The 19,246-nt window shown below is 61.6% G+C and carries 17 protein-coding genes; 4 read left to right on the forward strand and 13 right to left on the reverse strand.

Features of this window, described 5'->3' with window-relative positions:
- Positions 1 to 35 precede the first annotated feature (35 nt).
- Genes ABIE28_RS01310 through fliF form a run of 7 tightly spaced genes read right to left on the reverse strand, consistent with a single transcriptional unit; the run spans position 36 to position 8,412 of the window.
- Positions 36 to 1,094 (reverse strand): zinc-binding metallopeptidase family protein, encoded by a 1,059-nt coding sequence (locus ABIE28_RS01310; protein WP_354059400.1) that lies wholly within the window; start codon positions 1,092 to 1,094, stop codon positions 36 to 38.
- A 57-nt stretch (positions 1,095 to 1,151) separates the two neighbouring features.
- Positions 1,152 to 3,293, reverse strand: a complete 2,142-nt coding sequence (flhA, locus tag ABIE28_RS01315) for a flagellar biosynthesis protein FlhA (RefSeq protein WP_354059402.1) — start codon at positions 3,291 to 3,293, stop codon at positions 1,152 to 1,154.
- Between the two features lie 31 nt (positions 3,294 to 3,324).
- Positions 3,325 to 4,692, reverse strand: coding sequence for a sigma-54-dependent transcriptional regulator FlbD (flbD, locus tag ABIE28_RS01320; RefSeq protein ID WP_354059403.1), 1,368 nt, complete (start codon positions 4,690 to 4,692; stop codon positions 3,325 to 3,327).
- Between the two features lie 11 nt (positions 4,693 to 4,703).
- Positions 4,704 to 4,994: a flagellar motor switch protein FliN gene (gene fliN, locus ABIE28_RS01325; protein WP_354066378.1), complete on the reverse strand. Its 291-nt coding sequence runs from the start codon at positions 4,992 to 4,994 to the stop codon at positions 4,704 to 4,706.
- Between the two features lie 44 nt (positions 4,995 to 5,038).
- Entirely contained in the window at positions 5,039 to 5,692 is a 654-nt protein-coding gene (locus tag ABIE28_RS01330; RefSeq protein WP_354059405.1) for a FliH/SctL family protein, read from the reverse strand.
- 3 nt (positions 5,693 to 5,695) lie between these two features.
- Entirely contained in the window at positions 5,696 to 6,772 is a 1,077-nt protein-coding gene (gene fliG / locus ABIE28_RS01335; RefSeq protein WP_354059407.1) for a flagellar motor switch protein FliG, read from the reverse strand.
- A gap of 5 nt (positions 6,773 to 6,777) precedes the next feature.
- A complete protein-coding gene (gene fliF / locus ABIE28_RS01340) occupies positions 6,778 to 8,412 on the reverse strand; it encodes a flagellar basal-body MS-ring/collar protein FliF (RefSeq protein WP_354059409.1) in 1,635 nt (544 codons plus the stop codon).
- A gap of 158 nt (positions 8,413 to 8,570) precedes the next feature.
- Here fliF and ABIE28_RS01345 point away from each other — a divergent pair, with 158 nt between their 5' ends.
- Positions 8,571 to 9,194, forward strand: coding sequence for a glutathione S-transferase family protein (locus tag ABIE28_RS01345; protein WP_354059410.1), 624 nt, complete (start codon positions 8,571 to 8,573; stop codon positions 9,192 to 9,194).
- A gap of 64 nt (positions 9,195 to 9,258) precedes the next feature.
- Here ABIE28_RS01345 and sciP read toward each other — a convergent pair whose 3' ends face one another.
- From sciP to ABIE28_RS01360, 3 genes are all read right to left on the reverse strand, one after another.
- Positions 9,259 to 9,537: a CtrA inhibitor SciP gene (sciP, locus tag ABIE28_RS01350; protein WP_035102845.1), complete on the reverse strand. Its 279-nt coding sequence runs from the start codon at positions 9,535 to 9,537 to the stop codon at positions 9,259 to 9,261.
- Positions 9,538 to 9,867: 330 nt separating this feature from the next.
- Complete coding sequence (locus ABIE28_RS01355) at positions 9,868 to 10,545, reverse strand: flagellar hook assembly protein FlgD (protein ID WP_354059413.1); 678 nt, start codon at positions 10,543 to 10,545, stop codon at positions 9,868 to 9,870.
- 12 nt (positions 10,546 to 10,557) lie between these two features.
- The gene (locus ABIE28_RS01360) at positions 10,558 to 12,072 is read right to left on the reverse strand and encodes a flagellar hook-length control protein FliK (protein ID WP_354059415.1); all 1,515 of its coding nucleotides are present in this window, start codon (positions 12,070 to 12,072) and stop codon (positions 10,558 to 10,560) included.
- Positions 12,073 to 12,316: 244 nt separating this feature from the next.
- Here ABIE28_RS01360 and mnmA point away from each other — a divergent pair, with 244 nt between their 5' ends.
- Positions 12,317 to 13,468 carry a tRNA 2-thiouridine(34) synthase MnmA gene (mnmA, locus tag ABIE28_RS01365; protein ID WP_354059417.1) on the forward strand — a complete coding sequence of 384 codons (1,152 nt, stop codon included), beginning with the start codon at positions 12,317 to 12,319 and terminating at the stop codon, positions 13,466 to 13,468.
- Positions 13,469 to 13,597: 129 nt separating this feature from the next.
- On the opposite strand, the gene ABIE28_RS01370 is transcribed toward mnmA, so the two are convergent.
- Positions 13,598 to 13,798, reverse strand: a complete 201-nt coding sequence (locus ABIE28_RS01370) for a hypothetical protein (RefSeq protein WP_354059419.1) — start codon at positions 13,796 to 13,798, stop codon at positions 13,598 to 13,600.
- A gap of 150 nt (positions 13,799 to 13,948) precedes the next feature.
- Between ABIE28_RS01370 and ABIE28_RS01375 the strand changes: the two genes are divergently transcribed.
- Positions 13,949 to 14,461: an RNA polymerase sigma factor gene (locus tag ABIE28_RS01375; protein ID WP_354066379.1), complete on the forward strand. Its 513-nt coding sequence runs from the start codon at positions 13,949 to 13,951 to the stop codon at positions 14,459 to 14,461.
- Positions 14,458 to 16,590 carry a vWA domain-containing protein gene (locus ABIE28_RS01380; protein ID WP_354059421.1) on the forward strand — a complete coding sequence of 711 codons (2,133 nt, stop codon included), beginning with the start codon at positions 14,458 to 14,460 and terminating at the stop codon, positions 16,588 to 16,590. The genes ABIE28_RS01375 and ABIE28_RS01380 overlap by 4 nt, the downstream gene beginning before the upstream one ends.
- Before the next feature lie 57 nt (positions 16,591 to 16,647).
- Here ABIE28_RS01380 and ABIE28_RS01385 read toward each other — a convergent pair whose 3' ends face one another.
- Positions 16,648 to 17,610, reverse strand: coding sequence for a GGDEF domain-containing protein (locus ABIE28_RS01385; RefSeq protein WP_354059423.1), 963 nt, complete (start codon positions 17,608 to 17,610; stop codon positions 16,648 to 16,650).
- Positions 17,611 to 17,890: 280 nt separating this feature from the next.
- Entirely contained in the window at positions 17,891 to 18,841 is a 951-nt protein-coding gene (locus ABIE28_RS01390; protein ID WP_354059425.1) for a ring-cleaving dioxygenase, read from the reverse strand.
- Positions 18,842 to 19,246 lie beyond the last annotated feature (405 nt).

A 19,246-nucleotide genomic window follows, 5' to 3' on the forward strand; every position in this document is an offset into this window, starting at 1 on the left:
CGAGAATATCGCAACCGTCCCGCCACTCCAATTGCCTAGTTGAGCTGGCCGTGTACGAGCTGGTGAATATAGCCCAGCTTTTCGATCACCTGCGGCGTCAGCACGAATGGATAGGCATCGGGATGCCCCATCGCCCGGTTGAGGTTGTTGAGCATCGAGGCCAGCGGCACCCAGTTCCTGACGATCACGTCCGCACTGGCGGCCGTATAGGGATCAAAGCTGACGCTGATATCAAGGCTCTGGTCATTGGTTTCTGGATGCGCCCGCACCCCAAAGGCCGAGGCCATTTCCACTGTGTCGGTGATGTGGAGGTAATGCGCGAAGGTTTCGGCGAAATCCTCCCACGGATGAGCGGTGGCATAAGCGCTGATATGGCTCTGGTACCAGCCGGCGGGCGCGCCATTGGCGTAATAGTTCTGCAGCGCCAGCGTGTAGTCGGCGGTCTCGTCACCAAACAGCGCCCGGAACCCCGTCAGCGCCGGGCGGTTGGCCACCAGCAGGTCCCAGTAGTGATGCCCGATCTCGTGACGGAAATGGCCAAGCAGCGTGCGATAGGGTTCGCCCATGCTGGTGCGACGGGCCTCGCGTTCGGCGTCATCGGCCTCGGCCAGCGAAATGGTGATGATGCCGTTCTCATGACCGGTCATCACCGGGCCGTTGGCGATGGGCATGTCGGCGAGAAAACGGAATGACAGGCCGTGCAGCGGATCTTCGTTGCGGGTTTGCAGCGGCAGGTTGAGCCGCAGCAGCGAATAGAACAGGCGTTTTTTGGCGCGCTCGATCACCTGCCAGCGGTGCAGGTTCAGCGGATCGACAATGTCGGGAATGGTCTCGTTGTGGCGGCAGGCGACGCAATAGACGTCCGCGCCGGGTTGGGCCACGAGCAGCCAGTTGCAGGCGCCATGCTTGGTGTTTTCGCAGAATACGAAAGCATCGTCGTGAAAGGCGGGGGTGGACCAGAGGCCACCGTCTTCGACCAATGAAACCAGCGCGTTATACTGGGGCAGATAGCCAAGCTGGTGACCACACCTTTCGCAAACAGCGTTCTCGAAGTAGAGCGTGTTGCCGCAATGGTCGCAGGTGAAGAGTTTCATTGTATTGCCCCGAAGATACCTCGCAACAATGCGCGAGGCGTCGGGATGTTCCGGTGACTAGATGCTGCCGACCGTCTTGAGGCGAATACGGGGATGCACTTCGTTCTGGCTCATCACCACCGTCTGCGGGCGGAACCGCTCGATGATCGAGCGGACATGCGGACGGATCGAGGGCGAGGTGATCAGCACCGGCAGTTCGCCCTGCTGCGCCGCCCGTTCGAAAGCGGTCTGGATGGCGCCGATGAACTGCTGCAACCGGCTCGGTGCCATTGCTAGGTGACGATGATCGCCTTCGCCAACCATGGCTTCAGCAAAGTCGCGTTCCCACTGTGGACCCAGTGTCAGCAGCGGCAGGTTGCCGTCGGGACCAAGATTGGCCGCGCACAGCTGACGGGCCAGGCGGCTCCGCACATGCTCGGCAATGACCTGCACCGAACGGCCGGGGCCGGCGATTTCGGCGATGCCTTCGAGAATGGTCGAGAGGTCACGGATCGAGATGCGTTCGTTGAGCAGGGTCTGCAGCACGCGCTGCACGCCCGAGACCGAGATCAGGCCCGGCACGATGTCTTCGACCAGCTTCTGCTGATCCTTGGGCAGGCCCGATAGCAGCGACTGCACATTGGCGTAGCTGAGGAGGTCCGCAACATTGGCCTTGAGCACTTCGGTCAGGTGGGTCGAAATCACCGTCGATGGATCAATGATCGACAGGCCGCGCAGTTCGGCCTCGTCGCGCATGGCAGGCTCGATCCATGTCGCGGGCAGGCCGAAGGTCGGCTCGGTCGTGTGGGTGCCCGGCAGGTCGATCGGATTGCCATAGGGGTCCATGACCATCAGCTGGTTGGCATAGATTTCGCCCGCACCGGCTTCGACTTCCTTGATCCGCACCTTATAGGCGTTGGGCTCAAGCTGCATATTGTCGAGGATGCGCACCGGAGGCATGACGAAGCCCAGCTCGATCGCCAGCTGACGACGCAGCGCCTTGATCTGTTCCGTCAGGCGATCAGAACCGTTCTCGTCTTCCTTGACGAGGCTGAGCAGGCCATAGCCGAGTTCGAGCTTGAGTTCGTCGATCTTGAGGCTGTCGGTGATCGGGGCTTCGGTGTTGCCAGCCTTGTTGCCACCGGGATTGGCGGTGGCAGCGTCGAGCGCCGTCTTGACTGCCGCATCCGCCTTGGCCTCGTCCTTGGTCCGCGCCGAGCGCCAGGCGACATAGCCGACAGCGGCGGCGAGGCCCAGGAATGGAATGATCGGCATGCCGGGCAGGAAGGCCAGGGCGCCCATCACGGCCGACGACATGCCCAAGGCGCGTGGGTAGCCGGTGAACTGGGCGGACAATGCCTTGTCGGCAGAGCCGGTCACGCCGGACTTCGACACGAGGATACCGGCTGCGGTCGAAACGATCAGGGCCGGGATCTGGGACACCAGACCATCGCCGATGGTCAGCAGGGTATAGACGCTGCCGGCTTCCTGAAAGCTCAGGCCTTCCTGCATCATGCCGATCAACATGCCGGCGGCAACATTGATGAAGGTGATGATCAGGCCGGCAATGGCGTCGCCGCGCACGAATTTGGACGCACCGTCCATGTTACCGAAAAAGGCGCTTTCGCCTTCGAGTTCGGCGCGACGCTTTTTGGCGGTGTCTTCGTCGATCAGGCCTGCCGAAAGGTCGGCGTCGATGGCCATCTGCTTGCCGGGCATGGCATCCAAGCTGAAGCGTGCCGCGACTTCGGCGATACGGCCTGAACCCTTGGTGATGACGATGAAGTTGACGATCACCAGGATGATGAAAATCACCGTTCCGATGACGAAATTGCCGCGAGTCACGAAGTTGCCGAAGGCCTCGATGACGTGACCGGCCGAGGCGGTGCCGTTATGGCCTTCGCTCAAAATCAGGCGGGTGGTGGCCAGGTTCAGGCCCAGCCGCAGCATGGTGGCGATCAGCAGAACGGTCGGGAAAGACGAGAATTCGAGCGGCTTTTGAATGAACAAAGCCGTCATCAGGATCATCACCGAAAAGACGATGGAAATCGCCAGAAGCCCATCCACCAGCAAAGGCGGCATGGGCACGATGAGGATGACGATGAGGCCCATGACGCCTGCGGCCAGGGCGATATCGCCCGAGCGCAGGATGTCGAAGACGGAACCAGCCGACGGGATCTTGAACGGAGCGTGCTGGCGGCCGCCGGGCAGGTCGGTCATGAACGGGTCCGGGCGTTAGCGCGAAAAGTCATCAGGCGACCGATCTGCGTTCGCCGGGTTCTGGCACGTTGGTGCCCTCGTCGGCATATTGGTTGAGCTTGTTGCGCAGCGTGCGGATCGAAATGCCAAGGATATTGGCCGCATGGGTGCGGTTGCCCAGCGTGTGATCGAGGGTATCAAGGATCAGGTCGCGCTCGACATCGGCCACAGTGCGGCCGACCAGCGCGCGCGACATGGCGTCGGCGGTCTGGGCCAGCTGCGAGGACAGCGAACTCGTGGACGCCGCTTCGGTCAGCCCCATGCCGTCTGGCAAAACGATGGCTTCGGGGCCGATCACGTCGCCGGACGACAGCAGCACGGCGCGGTGCAGCGTATTTTCCAGCTCGCGCACATTGCCCGGCCATGGCGCCTTGCTCAGCGCCGTGCAGGCTTCGGCGGATAGCTCACGCGGCGGCAGGCCATTGGCCTTGGCATATTTGGCGACGAAGTGCTCGGAGAGCACCGCGATGTCGCCCGGACGGTCGCGCAGAGCGGGCAGCTTGAGGTTCACCACATTGAGGCGGAACATCAGGTCTTCCCGGAACGTGCCTTCGCGCACAGCCTCGTTGAGGTTGCGGTTGGAGGTCGCGAGAATACGTATGTCGACCGGCACAGGCTTGCCGCCGCCGACGCGGTCGATCAGGCGTTCCTGAATGGCGCGCAGCAGTTTTGACTGCAAACGCACGTCCATTTCGCTGATTTCGTCGAGCAGCAGCGTGCCGCCCGAGGCTTCCTCGAACTTGCCGATACGGCGCGCGATGGCGCCGGTAAAGGCGCCCTTCTCGTGGCCGAAAAGTTCGGATTCCAGCAGCGCTTCAGGGATGGCGGCGCAGTTGACCGAGATGAACGGCTTGTTGGCGCGCTTGCTCCGCGCATGCACGTATTTGGCAATGACTTCCTTGCCGGTGCCGCTTTCGCCGGTGATCAGGATCGAGGCATCGGAGCCAGCGATCTGGTCGGCCATCTTGACGACGCGTTCCATGGCCGGGTCGCGGAACAGAAACTCCGAGGAATCCCGCGCAACGGCGGCGATCACCGCGGCGATCAGCTCGGCATCGGGGGGCAGGGGTATGTATTCCTTGGCGCCGGCGCGGATGGCGTTGACGGCAGCAGCCGCATTGGCTTCGACACCGCAGGCCACCACTGGAATGGCGATGCGCTCGGCTTCAAGGCCGGCGATCAGGCCAATAATGTCCATGGCCACATCGACCAGCAGCAGATCGGCGCCACGCCCGGCGCGCAACGCGGCCAGCGCGATCTCGACCGATGGCGCATGGGCGACCTTGGCGCCGCCGGTCATGGCCATTTTGGTGGCTTCGCTGAGCTGGCCTTCGAGGGCCCCGACGATGAGCAAGCGCATCCTCTTCTCCCTTACTGTGGTTTGATGATTTCGGTCATGGTGACGCCGAGCTTGTTTTCGACCAGCACGATTTCACCGCGCGCCACGAGGCGCTCATTGATGAAAATCTCGACGGCTTCGCCAACCTGGCGGTCCAGTTCGATGACGGTACCGGTATCGAGGCGCAGCAGATCGCTCACCGGCATCTTGGTGCGGCCAAGCACCACCGAAATGCGGACGGGAACGTCGAAAACGGCTTCAAGATCGGCGGCAGTGCGTTCGATATGGGCTTCGGGCGCGTCGCCCTTGCTGGGGGAAGCCATCTCTTCGAAGGTGATACCGTCCTGGGGATCGTTATCGGAAGCGCTCAATGGTCGCTCTCCTGTTGGTTGGTGTCACCGCCATGGGCGCTGAGATAGGCTGAAATCTTGGTGTCGATGTCCTTGGCGATGGCGCCAAGGTCACGCACGAGGCCGCCATCGACCCATTCGAGGCGGCCATCGCCGAGCCGCTGATCGGGATCGCCCATGACGACAAGACGGCCGGAAAAACCGGACGTCTGCATATGGGCGGTGGCGATGTCGCGGATGGCATCGGCAATGGCTGGATTGCACCGCACGACCAGGTGCGGCACGCCATTGAGGTTTTCCATGCACTCGGCAATCAGCGCATCGAGTTCGACAGTGGGGTAGCGGGCCAGCAGGTGCAGCGCGAGCTTGCGACCGATGCTGGCGGCCAGTTCGATGGCGTCGCGCCGGGCCAGGTTGGCGGCGTCGTCGAGAGCGGCAGTCATTTCGGCGGTCTGGGTGGCCAGCGTTGCTGCAGCGGCGGCAAGGGTTTCCGCCGCGACAGTGGTTGCATTGCGCTGACCGGCAGCCACGCCTTCGGCATAGGCTTCTTCACGTGCCTGGGCGATGAGCTGGGCAACCAGATCTTCGGGCACGGTCGGCTTGGGCGGCTGCGCAGCGGTGCTGCGCTGACCGAGGTCCAGATCGAAGTTAAAGCGGGCAGGGGATGCCATGGGTTACGCCACCATCTGATCGTCGGCTTTGGACTTCATGATCATGATCTCGCCCTTTGCGGCGAGATCCTTGGCCGTGGACACCATGCGACCCTGGGCGTCGTCGACGTCCTTGAGGCGTACGGGGCCCATGGTTTCCATGTCCTCCTTGAGCAACTTGGCGGTGCGGGCCGACATGTTGTTGAAGAACATTTCCTTGACCTGATCATTGGCACCCTTGAGCGCCAAGGCCAGTTCGCGCTTGTCCATTTTGGTCAAGACGGTCTGGATTGCAGAGCTATCGAGCTTGGACAGATCCTCGAAGGTGAACATCAGCGCCTTGATGCGCTCGGCATCATCGCGGTTTTGTTCTTCAAGGGTCGTGATGAAGCGCGCTTCGGTCTGACGGTCGAAGCTGTTGAAGATCTCAGCCATCTGTTCGTGGCTATCGCGGCGCTTGGACGTGTTGAGCGTCGACATGAATTCGGTGCGCAGCGTGGTTTCGATCTTTTCGAGAATCTCCTTTTGGATCTGGTCGAGGCCCAGCATGCGCTGAACCACGTCCATTGCGAGCTCCTCCGGAAGGACGGCCAGGACCCTGGAGGCGTGATCGGTGGCGATCTTGGAGAGCACCACGGCGATGGTTTGGGGATATTCGTTCTTGAGATAGGCCGCGAGCACGTCGGCCTGCACGTTGGAGAGCTTCTCCCACATGTTGCGACCGGCCGGTCCGCGGATTTCTTCCATGATGGTGTCGACCTTTTCGGCTGGCAAAAAGCTCAGCAACAGGCGCTCGGTGGAGTCGGTATTGCCCGACAGCGTGCCGTTCGACGAAATGGTGGTCACAAATTCCACCATCAGGTCATCGAGCATGCCCTGGGTGATCGGGCCGAGCGTCACCATGGCGCGGCTCAGCTGCTTGATTTCCATCTCGTCGAGTTCGTCAAAGATCGGCTTGCCGTAATCGGGGCCAAGCGCCAGCAGCAGCACGGCCGCTTTTTCGTCGCCGGTCAGCACCCGCTGGTTCGACGAGCCGCCCAAAATCAGTTGCTTGGGGGTGCCCAGCTCTGGAACATCGAGTGATTGGGAAACAAGGGCCATGGCGGTTACGCTGCACTACTCAACCAGTCGCGCACGATCAGCGCGGCCTGCTTGGGGTTTTCTTCGACCAGTGTGCCGACGGTCTTGAGAGTTTGGAGTTGGGTTTCGCCCATCGAGCGGGCGTTGGCGACCCAGGCAGGTGTCTTGTCCTTTTCCGTGTCGGGCTGAGCGTCGTTCACAACGATGCCGCTAGCGGTCAGAACGCCATTGTGGCCGACTTCGGCAGCGGGTGGCAGAGCGAGGGGCTGGGCTTCGGGCGAAAGCACCTTCTTGAGCAGCGGGCGCATGACGAAGAACACCAGAGCCAGTGCGATCAGCAGGGTCACGGCCATTTCGGCGCCGCTCATGATGTCGTCGCGGGTGAAATCGAGCAGACCACCAGCCGCATCTGTGCCTGGAATGGACAGTTCAGGCCGCTCGGCAAACTGCATGTTGACCACTTCGACGCTGTCGCCGCGCGCCTGCGAATAGCCGACGGCCGAGCGCACCAGCGTCAGGATCTGCGCAATGTCTTCAGCCGAACGCGGGGCATAGGTTGATGTGCCGGATTGGTCGGTCGTGTAAACGCCATCGACAACCACGGCCACCGACAGCCGCTTGATCGCGCCGGCTTCGGTCACTGCCGTCTGAGTGGTCTTGGAGATTTCGTAATTGGTGATCTCTTCGCTCGACGTGCCCTTTTCGCTGGGGCCATTGGCGCCGGCATTCTGGCTCGCGCCGGGCAATTCATTGGCAACGCTCACCTGCCCACTGGCACCGGCGCTGTTGTTCTCAGTCTCGCGGGTCTGGCTGGAGCGAACGACCTGACCATCGGGATCAAAGGTTTCCTGCGTGGTGGTCGAGCGATTGAAGTCGATCTCGGCCGAAACTTCGACGCGGGCGCGACCGGCGCCCACGACATTGGCAAGCATGTCCTCGACCCGCGTGCGCAGGCGGTTCTCAAAACCGAGTGTGCGTTCGGCCGCTTCGCCAGCCAGTGCGCCCTGCTGATCGTCCGCTGTGCCCGAAGCCAAGAGATTACCCTGGTCATCGACGATCGAAACCCGGCCAGGGGTCAGACCTTCGATGGCGGAGGCAACGAGATGCTGGATCGAGCGGATTTCGCCGCCCGAGAGCGCACCGCGCACCGACAGAACGATCGAGGCGGATGGGTCGGAGCGTTCACGGCGAAACAGTTCGCGCTCGGGCAGGACCAGATGCACCCGGGCCGACTTGATGCGGGCAAGCGAGCCGATGGTGCGGGCCAGTTCGCCTTCGAGCGCGCGAACGTTGTTGAGGTTCTGCACGAAGCTGGTGGCGCCCAGCGTCGACTGCTGGTCAAAGATTTCGTAGCCGACCTGGCCACGAGTTGGCAGGCCGGAGCCGGCCAGCGCCATGCGCACGGTGGTGATCTGGTCGCGCGGGACCAGAATCGTGTCGCCTTCGCCGCGCAATTCGTAGGGGACATTCTGCGTTTGCAGTTCGCTGATGATCGCCGATGAGTCTTCGAGGCTCAGTCCGGTGTAGAGTGGCGCCAGATTGGGAGTCTGCGCGCGGAGAATCAAAAAGCCGAAGAAACCGAGCATTAGGGCCGCAACAACGGCCATGGCTGCCATGCGGGGCAGTCCAATGCGGTTGATCAGCTGGGTAAAATTGTCCACGCCGGCACTCGATTTGATGGGACCCATGCCGACGCAAACGCACGTGGAGGTCGCTGGGCAAAAATTACCTAGCGGATGGTAAACATTGTCTTAACTACTGGTCGCAATTTGCGAATTCCGGCAGAAAATGCCGAGTGAGTGAAAGAAAGGTGAACTTGATGCTGACCATTTTGGGACGGGTGACCTCGGTCAACGTCCGAAAAGCGACGTGGGCTGCCGACGAATTGGGACTTTCTTACAAGCGGGAGGACTGGGGCCTGCCGATCCGGGACCCAAAAGTGCCGGAGTTTCTGGCTCTGAACCCCAATGGCACCGTTCCGGTGCTGCTCGATGATGATTTCGTGCTGTGGGAAAGCATCGCCATCATGGTCTATCTCGACCAGAAGGCGGGCGGCGACGCCCTTCTCCCGGCCGATCCACGGCAGCGGGCCATCGCCATGCAGTGGTTGCTTTGGCAGACGGGCGAGCTCGGACCCAATTGGGGCTACGCGCTTAACGCCATTGTTCGCAAGACGCCCGGCTATGACGATCCGCAAAAGCTGGCCAATAGCCTCAAGGGCTGGACGTCGGCGATGGGGATACTTGAAGCCCATCTGGCGCAAAGCGGTGATTTTGTCGGCGGGTTCCGCTTCACGCTGGCCGATATCGGCATCACGCTGGGGCTGCATCGCTGGTTCACGACGCCGTTCGATCACCCGCCAATGCCCGCATCGCTTGATTATTACGAGCGGATGAAGCAACGCCCGGCTGCTGCGCCCTGGCTCACGCCACAAACGCCCTGATACAACAGAAAAGCCCGCCCGGACGGATCCGGACGGGCTTTAAAACTCTGGGTAGCCTTTAAGGCTAGCCTTCGCGGTAGTGCTGGATCCAGGTGGTCCGCAGCCCGGCAAGTCCATGCTTGTCGATGGCGGCCTGCCAGTTCAGAAATTCATCGACGCTGAGCGTATAGCGGTCACAGGCCTCTTCAAGGCTTAGCAAACCGCCGCGCACTGCTGCGACGACTTCGGCTTTACGGCGGATGACCCACCTCCGCGTATTGGCGGGGGGAAGATCTGCGATCGTGAGCGGACTTCCGTCCGGTCCGATAACGTACTTAACGCGAGGACGCATCTGTACGGTCATTTTACTCTCTACTCAACCTGACCATATGTGATGAGAGTAGGGCAACGGCCTTAAAATTCGACTAAGGGGAAACTTACAACAGGTTAAGAATGGTATTGGATTTCAAGGGATTGGATTCAAGTCTTGGAGAGACTTGGTTAATCTCGCAGCAGCGGAAATCAGCGCCACGCCCTCGTCCTTCGACAGGCTCAGGATGAGGTCTACTGAGCTTGCAGGAGGGCCAAAAAACCACACGCCCGCAAAGACGTTATGCCCCCAGAGCCCACACGCCCCCAGAGACCTGATGGTGAGCCTGTCGAACCACGAGGTCGCGCGAGTGGAGACCGTCGATCAGGCAGCAGGTGCTGCTGGTGGAACGCGCACGTCGGTGACGTCGGTGATGGTCACCTTGCGGGTGCCAACGGTCAGCACGGGCACATTGCCGGTAAAGTCCACACCGGTCACGATGCCCACCGAAGAGGTGTTGACCGCGATGGTGTTGCCCTTGAGGTCGGTGCCCTTGATCTCGATGGTATAAAGTCCGTTGGACGCGATGTTGCCATCGTCCTTCTTGCCATCCCAACGGAACGTGCCGGGGCCAGCCGCGAGCGAGCCGGCCTGGTTGTAAACCACCTGGCCCTGCGCGTTCTTGATGGTCACCGTGGCGTTGGCGACGGTGGCCGGGGCGTTATAGTCCCAGAACACGGCGTTCTGGTCGGTCAGCTCACCGGTCTTGCCCGAGGCGGTCACCTGCTTGCCGATATAGGACACGGCATCGGACTTGGCCGAGTTCTGGCCCGACAGCATCAGCGTTTCGAGGAAGTCATTGGTCTTGAGCTGCTGCTCGACGCCGGTGAACTGCACCAGCTGCGAGGTGAACTGGTTGGTATCGAGCGGGTCGAGCGGGTTCTGGTTCTTGAGCTGGGTGGTCAATATGCTCAGGAACGTGTCGAAATTGTCCGCTATGGTCGACCGCGATGTCGCTGTCTGCTTTGCACCGCTGCTGCCGGAAACGCCGTTGACTGCCATGGCTCGTGATCCCTATGCGATGATGTTGACGCCGCTGGCGCTGAGGCTGCCGCGGTAAAGGTTGACCTGGGGCGGTGGGGTTTCGTCCGTCTCGTCGAACGGGCCATTGCCAAACAACGCCTGGCGGCCGTCGTCGCCCTGACCCTGCTGGCCACTGAACGGGCCCTGCTTGAGCGAAAACTCAAGGCTGGTCTTGTTGCTGTCGAGCCCGGCCTGCTGCAGGGCTTTTTCGAGCCCGCGCTGGTCGCGCTGCATCAAATCGAGCGTTTCGGACTTCTCGACCACCAGCCGCGCCTTGACGTGGCCGGAGGTATCGATATCGAGCCGCACGTCGATCTTGCCAAGGTCGGCAGGGTCGAGGCGGATCTGGAAGCGAGTATTGCCGTCCGTGACCTGCCGAGCGATCTCAAAGGCAAGCTGGGGCAGGTTTAGCTGCTGTTGGCTTGTCTGGTAGCCCACCTGCACCACGCGCGGCGCTGCAACAGCATCGACACGCGCGGTCTGCGCCGTCGGAATGGTTGGCTGGGCATCTATCTTGTCGTCCGCAACAACCGGCGCTGCGACAGCCTTGGTTTCGACCGGCTTATGGGTTTCGGCGGTGACTTTGACCTCAGCCGGCGCCGGCTTGTCGCTTGTGGGTGCCGCAGTCGCGCCGATCTGGCGCACGGCATCCGGCGTCTCGGTCTTTTGCGCCGACTTGTCCGCCGGTGCAGCGGTTGGCTGTTCGGCGGTCTTGGTGGTCAGCGCGGATTCGGGCAGCTTGAGTTCGGGCGTGCCGAGCACTGGCGGTGCTGCCGCGTCGATCTTGACCGCAGGCTTCATCAGCCGCGCCAAGGCCGCGTCCAGATCGGCGCTGGCATCCGAGCCGAGTTCGGCCAATTGATCGACCGGGACGTCGCCTTGATTGATCGACTGCAGTAGCGCGCCCAACTTTTTGCCGATGGAATCCATCAGTGTCGCAACGTCCGCATCGGCGCCCGTGCCGGCCGAGCCATCGAGCAGGCTCTGCGCCAGCGGGCCAAGCGCCAGCATCATCTGCCCCTGCAGGCTCGCATCATCGGGCAGCACGCCGCCGACCATGCCGGCCAGAATGGTCAGCGAGGGAAAGGCGCTCAGATCAATACCGAGTTCGTCGGCCAGATCGGTCAGGTCGGCATTGAGCTTTTTGAGCTGTTCCGGATCGAGCTTTTCGCCCGCTTCGAGCTTTGAGCGGACATCGGCCAGCTGATCGACGATCTTGGCGACCTTGCGGCCGGTTTCGTTGCGGTCGCGCGCTGGGATGGTCGCATCGACGGGGGCGGCAATCGGGTCGGTATCGCGGCGACGTTCGCGGTCCTTGGTGTCGGAACCGAACAGGTCGACGCGTGCAGTGGACGAGGATGTGCTTTTGGTCTCGGTCTTTTGGCCGGACGAACCCAATAGCTCCGCAAAGGCATCGCGGCCCTTGTTGGCATTGTTGGCGGCGTTGCTCGACCAGTTGGAACTGGTGCCGCCGGTGTTCATCAGGAATGACAGAGGTGTTGCCACGTAAGCGGACCCGCAGAATGAGACTAATCCGGGCTCAACAATGCAAGCGCGGTGCCAACTGGCCATTCCGCGGCAAAGCCCCATGATTTCAAAGCCTTGGCAGCCCGATGCTAGTCCTGTCGACAATGTGAGTTTGTCCCAACGGCAAAAGCTGCCGGGCAAATGTTGCGAGGCAAACCGGAAAGGCGTATGCAGCGCGCTGTTATTCGTCCGCTGGCCCTTGAACCCAACCGGATAGAGGAAAATGTTGAACTCGCTTGATTTTGCCAAGCGTCCCGAAGACACGCGCATTGTTGTCGCGATGTCGGGGGGCGTGGATTCGTCGGTCGTCGCCGGGCTGTTGGCTCGCCAGGGCTATGACGTCGTCGGTGTTACCCTGCAGCTTTACGACCATGGTGAAGCCACCCATCGCAAGGGTGCCTGCTGTGCCGGTCAGGATATTCACGATGCGCGCCGCGTGGCCGCAACGCTGAACATCCCGCACTATGTGCTCGACTATGAAGAGCGCTTCAAAAAGTCGGTCATCGCGCCCTTCGCCAATGCTTATCAGCAGGGCGAAACGCCGGTGCCGTGCATTGCCTGCAACCAGTCGGTCAAGTTCGTCGACCTGATGGCGGTGGCGCAGGACCTTGGGGCCGACGCTCTGGCCACGGGCCACTACGTGCAGTCCCGCCTCGGCGATGATGGCCGTCGCCAGCTGTTCCGCCCGGTCGATGCCGAGCGCGACCAGACCTATTTCCTGTTTGCCACCACGCAGGAACAGCTCGATTATCTGCGCTTTCCGCTTGGCGGCATGGGCAAGGCCGAAGTGCGCGAGCTAGCCCGCGAAATGGGCCTCGAAATCGCCGAAAAGCACGACAGCCAGGACATCTGCTTCGTGCCGCAGGGCAAGTATGCCGACATCATCCGCAAGATGCATCCCGAAGCGGTCGCCACCGGCGAAATCGTCCATCTTGATGGCCGTTTGCTGGGCAGCCATGAGGGGATCGTCAATTACACCATCGGCCAGCGCAAGGGCCTGGGCGTTGCAGCGGCCGAGCCGCTCTACGTCATCAAGCTCGAGCACAAGACCGGCCGGGTGATCGTCGGTCCGCGCGAAGCGCTCAAGACCCACACCGTGCGCCTGCGCAACGTCAACTGGCTCGGCGGCACGCCGCTGGCCGAGTTGAGCGCCGGCAATGGCGCGCCGGTCGAGGTCAAAGTGCGCTCGACGCGCGGCCCACAGCCCGCCGTGATCCAGATGCAGGGTGATGATGTGTTCGTGACGCTCGTATCGGGCGAATACGGCATCTCCCCCGGCCAGGCCTGCGTGTTCTACGCCGACGACACGGCAACCTCGGAAGTCTGGGGCGGCGGCTTTATTGCCGAAGCCGTGCCACAGGTCTTCGCGGCCTGAGGGGCACACACTCTCCCACCCACAATCGCTGCCCGCGGACTTGATCCGCGGGCCACTCTCAACCCTGCACAAGCGGCGATTGGCCCTCGGGTCAAGCCCGAGGGAAGCGGCGGTGCGTGGGGGCGGTTCTTAGTTCGCTGGTGCCACGTCCGGCACCTGCTCAGGCGTTGCGGTGGTGGCTGCCGCATTGGCTTCGCGCAGGGACTGATACGCATTGATCCCGCCCAGCGAGGTCGAAATGGCGATCACCACCAGAACGGCGCCCAGAACCAGCAGCAAGATCCGGCCACGGTTGAGAGCGAAGGGACTTTGTTTGTCTTGTTCGACCATGGGAACGGCTTTCAAAAAAATCTGCGGATGACACCCAAGGACTGGGTACGCCACGGCGTCTTACCACTAAGGTGCGACTATAGGTAGGCACAGGTGCATGCTTCGGTGATGGGACTGACTGCCGCAGGACCGGTTGAGGTAACGGCCGCGATCACGCGGGCGCTGGTTACCCGTGCCCAAAATGGCGACGCGCAGGCTTTTGGCGAGCTGATCGAGGATCATTACGACCTGATCCATCGCACTGCCTGGAAGTGGTGCGGCAATCGCAGCGATGCCGAGGATGTGGCGCAGGATGTCTGCGTCAAACTCGGCAGTGCCATTGCCGGGTTCGATGGGCGTTCGGCGTTTTCGAGCTGGGTCTATCGCATCACGCTCAACACGGTGCGCGACATGCAGCGGGCCGGGCAGCGGCGCGGCAAATATGCCGATGCCTATGCCGAAATATCGCCCGAAGATCATCCACCCGATCAGGAAGAGGCGGCCACCAGCCGTCAACTCTGGGCGGCGGTGCGGGACTTGCCGGAAAAGCAGCGCGACGCGGTGCTGCTGGTTTACGCGGAGGAATTGAGCCATGCGGCGGCGGCCGAAATCATGGGCATCAAGGAGGCCACGGTCTCCTATCATGTGCATGAGGCACGCAAGACCCTGAGGGGGCTGCTATGAGCAACGACATGCCAAACGATCCGTTCAACGCCCTCAAAGGTGGCGCGCCAGACCCGCGCGCCGAGGCGAAGAAACGCGCCATGCTGGCCGGAATGGCCGCGTTCGAAGCCTGCCAGAAGAAAGTTGAAACCGCTCCCAAAGGAAACATCTGGGGTCAGCGTCTCAGTTCCATCATCACTTCCTTGAAAGGGAAATCGATCATGGACATGCGTATTCCCATTGGAACCGTCGCCATTGCGCTGGTGGTTTTGCCGCTTGGCTATCAGCTCTATTCCTCAACCTCCATGACGCCCGCACAGAGCGTGGCCGAGCGTCAAGAATTGGCTGAACCCGTCGTCGCTCCAGCACCAATCGCCCCGGCGCCGATTGCGCCGGCCCCAATCGCAATCGAAGCGCCTGAGGCGGCTGCCAAGGAAACCATCGCCGTCGCGCCCCCGCCGCCACCACGCCCCGCGACGACGCCAGCCCCGGCACCCGAGCCCATTCCGCAGGCGGAAGTGAACAATCTGGCCGGCCAAGCTGCCGATGAAGCGCAGGTTGCCGCCGAGCCGGCCCAGCAAGCCCCGATGGCCGATATGGCCACGCCGCCACAGGTTCTGCGCCCGGCGCCGATGGCCGCTCCATCGGTGATGAACCGCGTTGCGCCACAGGGCGTCATGCTGCCGGAAACCATGGCCATCCAGCGCCCGCAGCCAGATGGTGACCAGTTCACCAGCTTTGACGAGCAGCGCCTCAAGGTGGTGGCCAGTGACCCCGTGTCGACCTTCTCGCTCGACGTCGATACGGCCAGCTATTCCTATGCCCGCCGCTTGCTGGAAGAGGGCTATCTGCCCGCGCCGGACTCCGTTCGCATCGAAGAGCTAATCAACTATTTCCCCTACGACTACCCCGCCGCGCAAAGCGCCGAGGTGCCGTTCCAGCCGACAATGGCGGTCTATCCGACACCGTGGAACCCCAAGACGCAGCTGCTGCAGATCGGCATCAAGGGTTATGTGCCCGTCGCTGGCGAAGACAAGCCGAGCAATCTGGTGTTCCTGATCGATACCTCCGGCTCGATGGACGCACCCGACAAGCTGCCCCTGCTCAAGCGCGCCTTTAGCCTGCTGGTCGATCAGCTCTCGGGCAATGACACGGTGTCCATCGTCGCTTATGCCGGTTCGGCTGGCGTCGTGTTGGAGCCAACCGTCGCCACCAAAAAAGCCGAAATCCTCGCCGCGCTTGACCAGCTGTCGGCTGGCGGCAGCACGGCGGGTTCCGAGGGCATCGAGCTGGCCTATAAACTGGCCGAACAGGCCAAGGTCGTGGGCGGCACCAATCGGGTGATCCTCGCCACCGACGGCGACTTCAATGTCGGCATCGACGATCCCGCCAAGCTCAAGGACTTCATCAAGGCCAAGCGCGATAGCGGCGTGACGCTATCGGTGCTCGGCTTCGGGCAGGGTAATCTCGACGACGCCACGATGCAGGCTCTGGCCCAGAACGGCAATGGTAATGCCAGCTACATTTCCAGCTTCCGCGAGGCACAAAAGGTGCTGGTCGAGGAAATGGGCGGCACGCTGCACATGATCGCCAAGGACGTCAAAATCCAGGTCGAGTTTAATCCGGCTCTGGTCAGCGAATATCGCCTGATCGGCTATGAAGCCCGCGCGCTCAACCGCGAAGACTTCAACAATGACAAGGTCGATGCCGGCGATGTCGGCGCGGGCACGACGGTCACCGCGATCTACGAAATCACCCCCGCCGGCTCGGGCGCAGAACTGGTCGACCCGCTGCGTTACGGCCAGACCGCCAATGAACCGACTGCGGCAGGCGACGAAATCGCGTTCCTGCGCATGCGCTACAAGCTGCCCGACAGCGATGTCAGCCAGCTGATCGAGCAGGCCGTCACGCCAAGCGTGGTCTATGACAATATTTCCGAGGTCAGCGATGACATGCGCTTTGCCGCCGCAGTGGCGGCCTTTGGCCAGAAAATCAAAGACAGCAACTACGGTGGCTCGATGACCTGGGCCGAGATCGAAGCGCTGGCCCGTTCGGGTCGCGGCGCCGATGAAAACGGTTATCGCAGCGAGTTCATCCAGCTGGTCAAAGCTGCCGCTTCGCTCAAGCCCGACACGGCATCTGCCAACTAAAACGACAAAGGCGGCACGCTCACAGCATGCCGCCTTTTATCTGTCTGCAACCACAGCCTACCCGACGCACTGCCGGACGCGTTCGATTTGCGCGGTTGACAGGTCGGCGTCAGAAACAACGTGGAAAATGTCGCCGGTCGACTTGGCCTCATACATGCAGCGGTCCGCCCGATTGAGCAAAGTTTCGGCGGTATCATTGGCGGGATCGAATGCGGCGGTACCGATCGCCGCCCCCACGCGCACCACTTCGCCGTCGATCATCATGGGCTCAAAGGCGTGTTTCATCATGCGATGAAAGGCCGGGAAAGCCGATGCTGCGCCGCCGCTTGGCAATTGCAGCACCACCACGAACTCGTCGCCGCCGAGCCGCCCGACAAAGTCGCTGCTGCGGCAATTGTCGCGCAGGCGAGCGCCGACATGCTGCAGCACCTTGTCGCCAAAGGCGTGGCCGCGCGTGTCGTTGATGGTCTTGAAGCCGTTGAGATCAATGAAGGCCAGCAGCACGCAGGCATTGTCATGCGCCAGTTTGCGACCGATAAAATCGTCGTAGGAGGCGCGGTTAGGCAGGCCGGTCAAAGCGTCGGTGCGCGCAGCCTGGATCAGCGCCTGATCGAGTTCGGTCTGCAGCCTGACGCGCGCCGAAATGTCGATGATGATTTCGATGTCGTAGGATTGCTCGCCGATTTCGGTGCGCTGCGCCGAGATCAATGTCGGAATGACGGTGCCATCGACATGCTTGATATCGACTTCCTGCAAGCGAAATGCCCCTTCGACGTCGAGCAGGCGGCGGCGCTCGTCGCGCGCCGGACTGTTGATGGCCGATCCAGATGCGGCCAGTTCGCGTTGCTTGATGTCGTCCCATTTGTAGCCCGTCAGCTTCAAATAGGCGTCGTTGACCTTCACATAGCGCGAGTCCGCCTTGTGGCTGGTCGTGATGGCCATGGCCACTGGCGCGAATTCAAACATCCGCATCAGCATTTGCGACAGGATCTCGGGTGAGATGGGATCATCTGCAGCCATTGGAACAAGACCTTTCGCGGCGCTAGGTTCACAGAACGGATCGAGGCGAAATTCTACCTAGGTGTCAGTCTAAGCAGCCAAGACCCTAATTTAAGCTGAAGGATGGGGTCTGGTACTTCCAAGTTGATTGGGTTGAGCGCACTTGGTTTCTTTTGTGTTGCCGGAAGAATTCTCATTAGTATTCAATTTACCATAATTGTACTCACAGGCGCCCAAGGCAAAACACCCCCGGACGGAGGTCCGAGGGTGTCTGGCTATCGCTGATAACCCATGTTCGCTGTTAGACGAGCGGCTTGAGGTTGGCCTCGATGCTGGCGCGGCGACCTTCGAGGAAAGGTGGCAGCGCCAGGCTTTCGCCTAGCGTTTCCATCGGTTCGTCGGCGGCAAAGCCGGGCACGTCGGTGGCAATCTCGAACAGGATGCCGCTTGGCTCGCGGAAGTAGAGTGAGGTGAAATAGAACCGCTCGACTTCCCCGCTCGACCGGATACCGGCCTTGGTCACCCGATCGATCCATTGGCGCAGGCTGTCCTGATCCGGCGTGCGGAATGCCACGTGATGCACGCCACCAGCGCCGGGCCGGGCAGGGCTCAGGCTTGGGTCTACCACCACGTTCACCTCAGCGCCCGGACCGCCGGGGCCCATCTCAAAGACATGGGTTTCGGCATTGCCATTGGCGGCAGGGTACGAGCGCACCTTGCGCATGTTCATCACCTGCGTCAGCACGGCCTCGGTCCGGTCAAGCCGCGGCACCGACATCGAGATCGGACCCAGCCCGATGATCTGCCGTTCAGCCGGCACAGGCGACTTTGCCCAGGGCACGACCTTGTTGACCTCGTCGATTACCATGCGGAAACGCTGACCCTCGAAATCCTCGAAATCGAGCGACAGCCGGCCATTGCGATCCTTGATCGCCGAAGTGCCGACATTGTTGTTCTGCAGATGCTCTTTCCACCAGTTGAGGCTCTCCTCGCTATCGACACGCAGACCAGTGCGGCTCACCGTATGGTTGCCGCGCTGTTCGCGGGCCGCGTCAAAATCAAAGAAGGTCAGGTCCGCGCCGGGCGAAGCGACGCCATCACCGTAAAACAGGTGATAGGCGGTGGGGTCGTCCTGATTGACGGTCTTCTTGATCAGCCGCATGCCCAGCGTCTGCGTATAAAAAGCCAGGTTCTTCTTGGCCTCGGCGGTAACCGCCGTGAGGTGATGGATGCCTCCGAGTTCGAGCGTCATGGTGATTGTCTCCTGCTGGGGCGCGATTGCCGCGCCGCTGTTGAGACAAGATGTAGAGCAATGCGCTGGGTTTGTGCAGACTGACAATCCCAACAGACTGGTGTCGATTTTTGAACGATGAGCGATGAACGATGAGCGAACGCGATGCTGCCCCCTCTCCCCTGAGGGGAGAGGGTTGGGGTGAGGGGTTCAATCTCTGAACGACCACTCTGCCTCCACCAACCCCTGAACCCCTCACCGGCGCTACACGCCGACCTCTCCCCTCAGGGGAGAGGTGAACCTCAGCGCACTCTTGCTCATTTGAAAAAGGTCTTCATAGGGAGGGGTATTTCTCCGAGAATGCGGTGTGCGTGGCTCACCCCCTCGCTTGATCCCTCCCCTCAAGGGGGAGGGTGTCGACTTTGG

It is taken from the genome of Devosia sp. 2618 (genome assembly GCF_040546815.1).
Lineage (GTDB): Bacteria > Pseudomonadota > Alphaproteobacteria > Rhizobiales > Devosiaceae > Devosia.

Coding starts and splice junctions, on each gene's coding strand:
- ABIE28_RS01310 (WP_354059400.1), bottom strand. CDS start 1,094: ATGAAACTCTTCACCTGCGACCATTGCGGCAACACGCTCTACTTCGAG.
- flhA (WP_354059402.1), bottom strand. CDS start 3,293: ATGACCGACCTGCCCGGCGGCCGCCAGCACGCTCCGTTCAAGATCCCG.
- flbD (WP_354059403.1), bottom strand. CDS start 4,692: ATGCGCTTGCTCATCGTCGGGGCCCTCGAAGGCCAGCTCAGCGAAGCC.
- fliN (WP_354066378.1), bottom strand. CDS start 4,994: ATGGCTTCCCCCAGCAAGGGCGACGCGCCCGAAGCCCATATCGAACGC.
- ABIE28_RS01330 (WP_354059405.1), bottom strand. CDS start 5,692: ATGGCATCCCCTGCCCGCTTTAACTTCGATCTGGACCTCGGTCAGCGC.
- fliG (WP_354059407.1), bottom strand. CDS start 6,772: ATGGCCCTTGTTTCCCAATCACTCGATGTTCCAGAGCTGGGCACCCCC.
- ABIE28_RS01345 (WP_354059410.1), top strand. CDS start 8,571: ATGCTGACCATTTTGGGACGGGTGACCTCGGTCAACGTCCGAAAAGCG.
- sciP (WP_035102845.1), bottom strand. CDS start 9,537: ATGACCGTACAGATGCGTCCTCGCGTTAAGTACGTTATCGGACCGGAC.
- ABIE28_RS01355 (WP_354059413.1), bottom strand. CDS start 10,545: ATGGCAGTCAACGGCGTTTCCGGCAGCAGCGGTGCAAAGCAGACAGCG.
- mnmA (WP_354059417.1), top strand. CDS start 12,317: ATGTTGAACTCGCTTGATTTTGCCAAGCGTCCCGAAGACACGCGCATT.
- ABIE28_RS01370 (WP_354059419.1), bottom strand. CDS start 13,798: ATGGTCGAACAAGACAAACAAAGTCCCTTCGCTCTCAACCGTGGCCGG.
- ABIE28_RS01380 (WP_354059421.1), top strand. CDS start 14,458: ATGAGCAACGACATGCCAAACGATCCGTTCAACGCCCTCAAAGGTGGC.
- ABIE28_RS01385 (WP_354059423.1), bottom strand. CDS start 17,610: ATGGCTGCAGATGATCCCATCTCACCCGAGATCCTGTCGCAAATGCTG.
- ABIE28_RS01390 (WP_354059425.1), bottom strand. CDS start 18,841: ATGACGCTCGAACTCGGAGGCATCCATCACCTCACGGCGGTTACCGCC.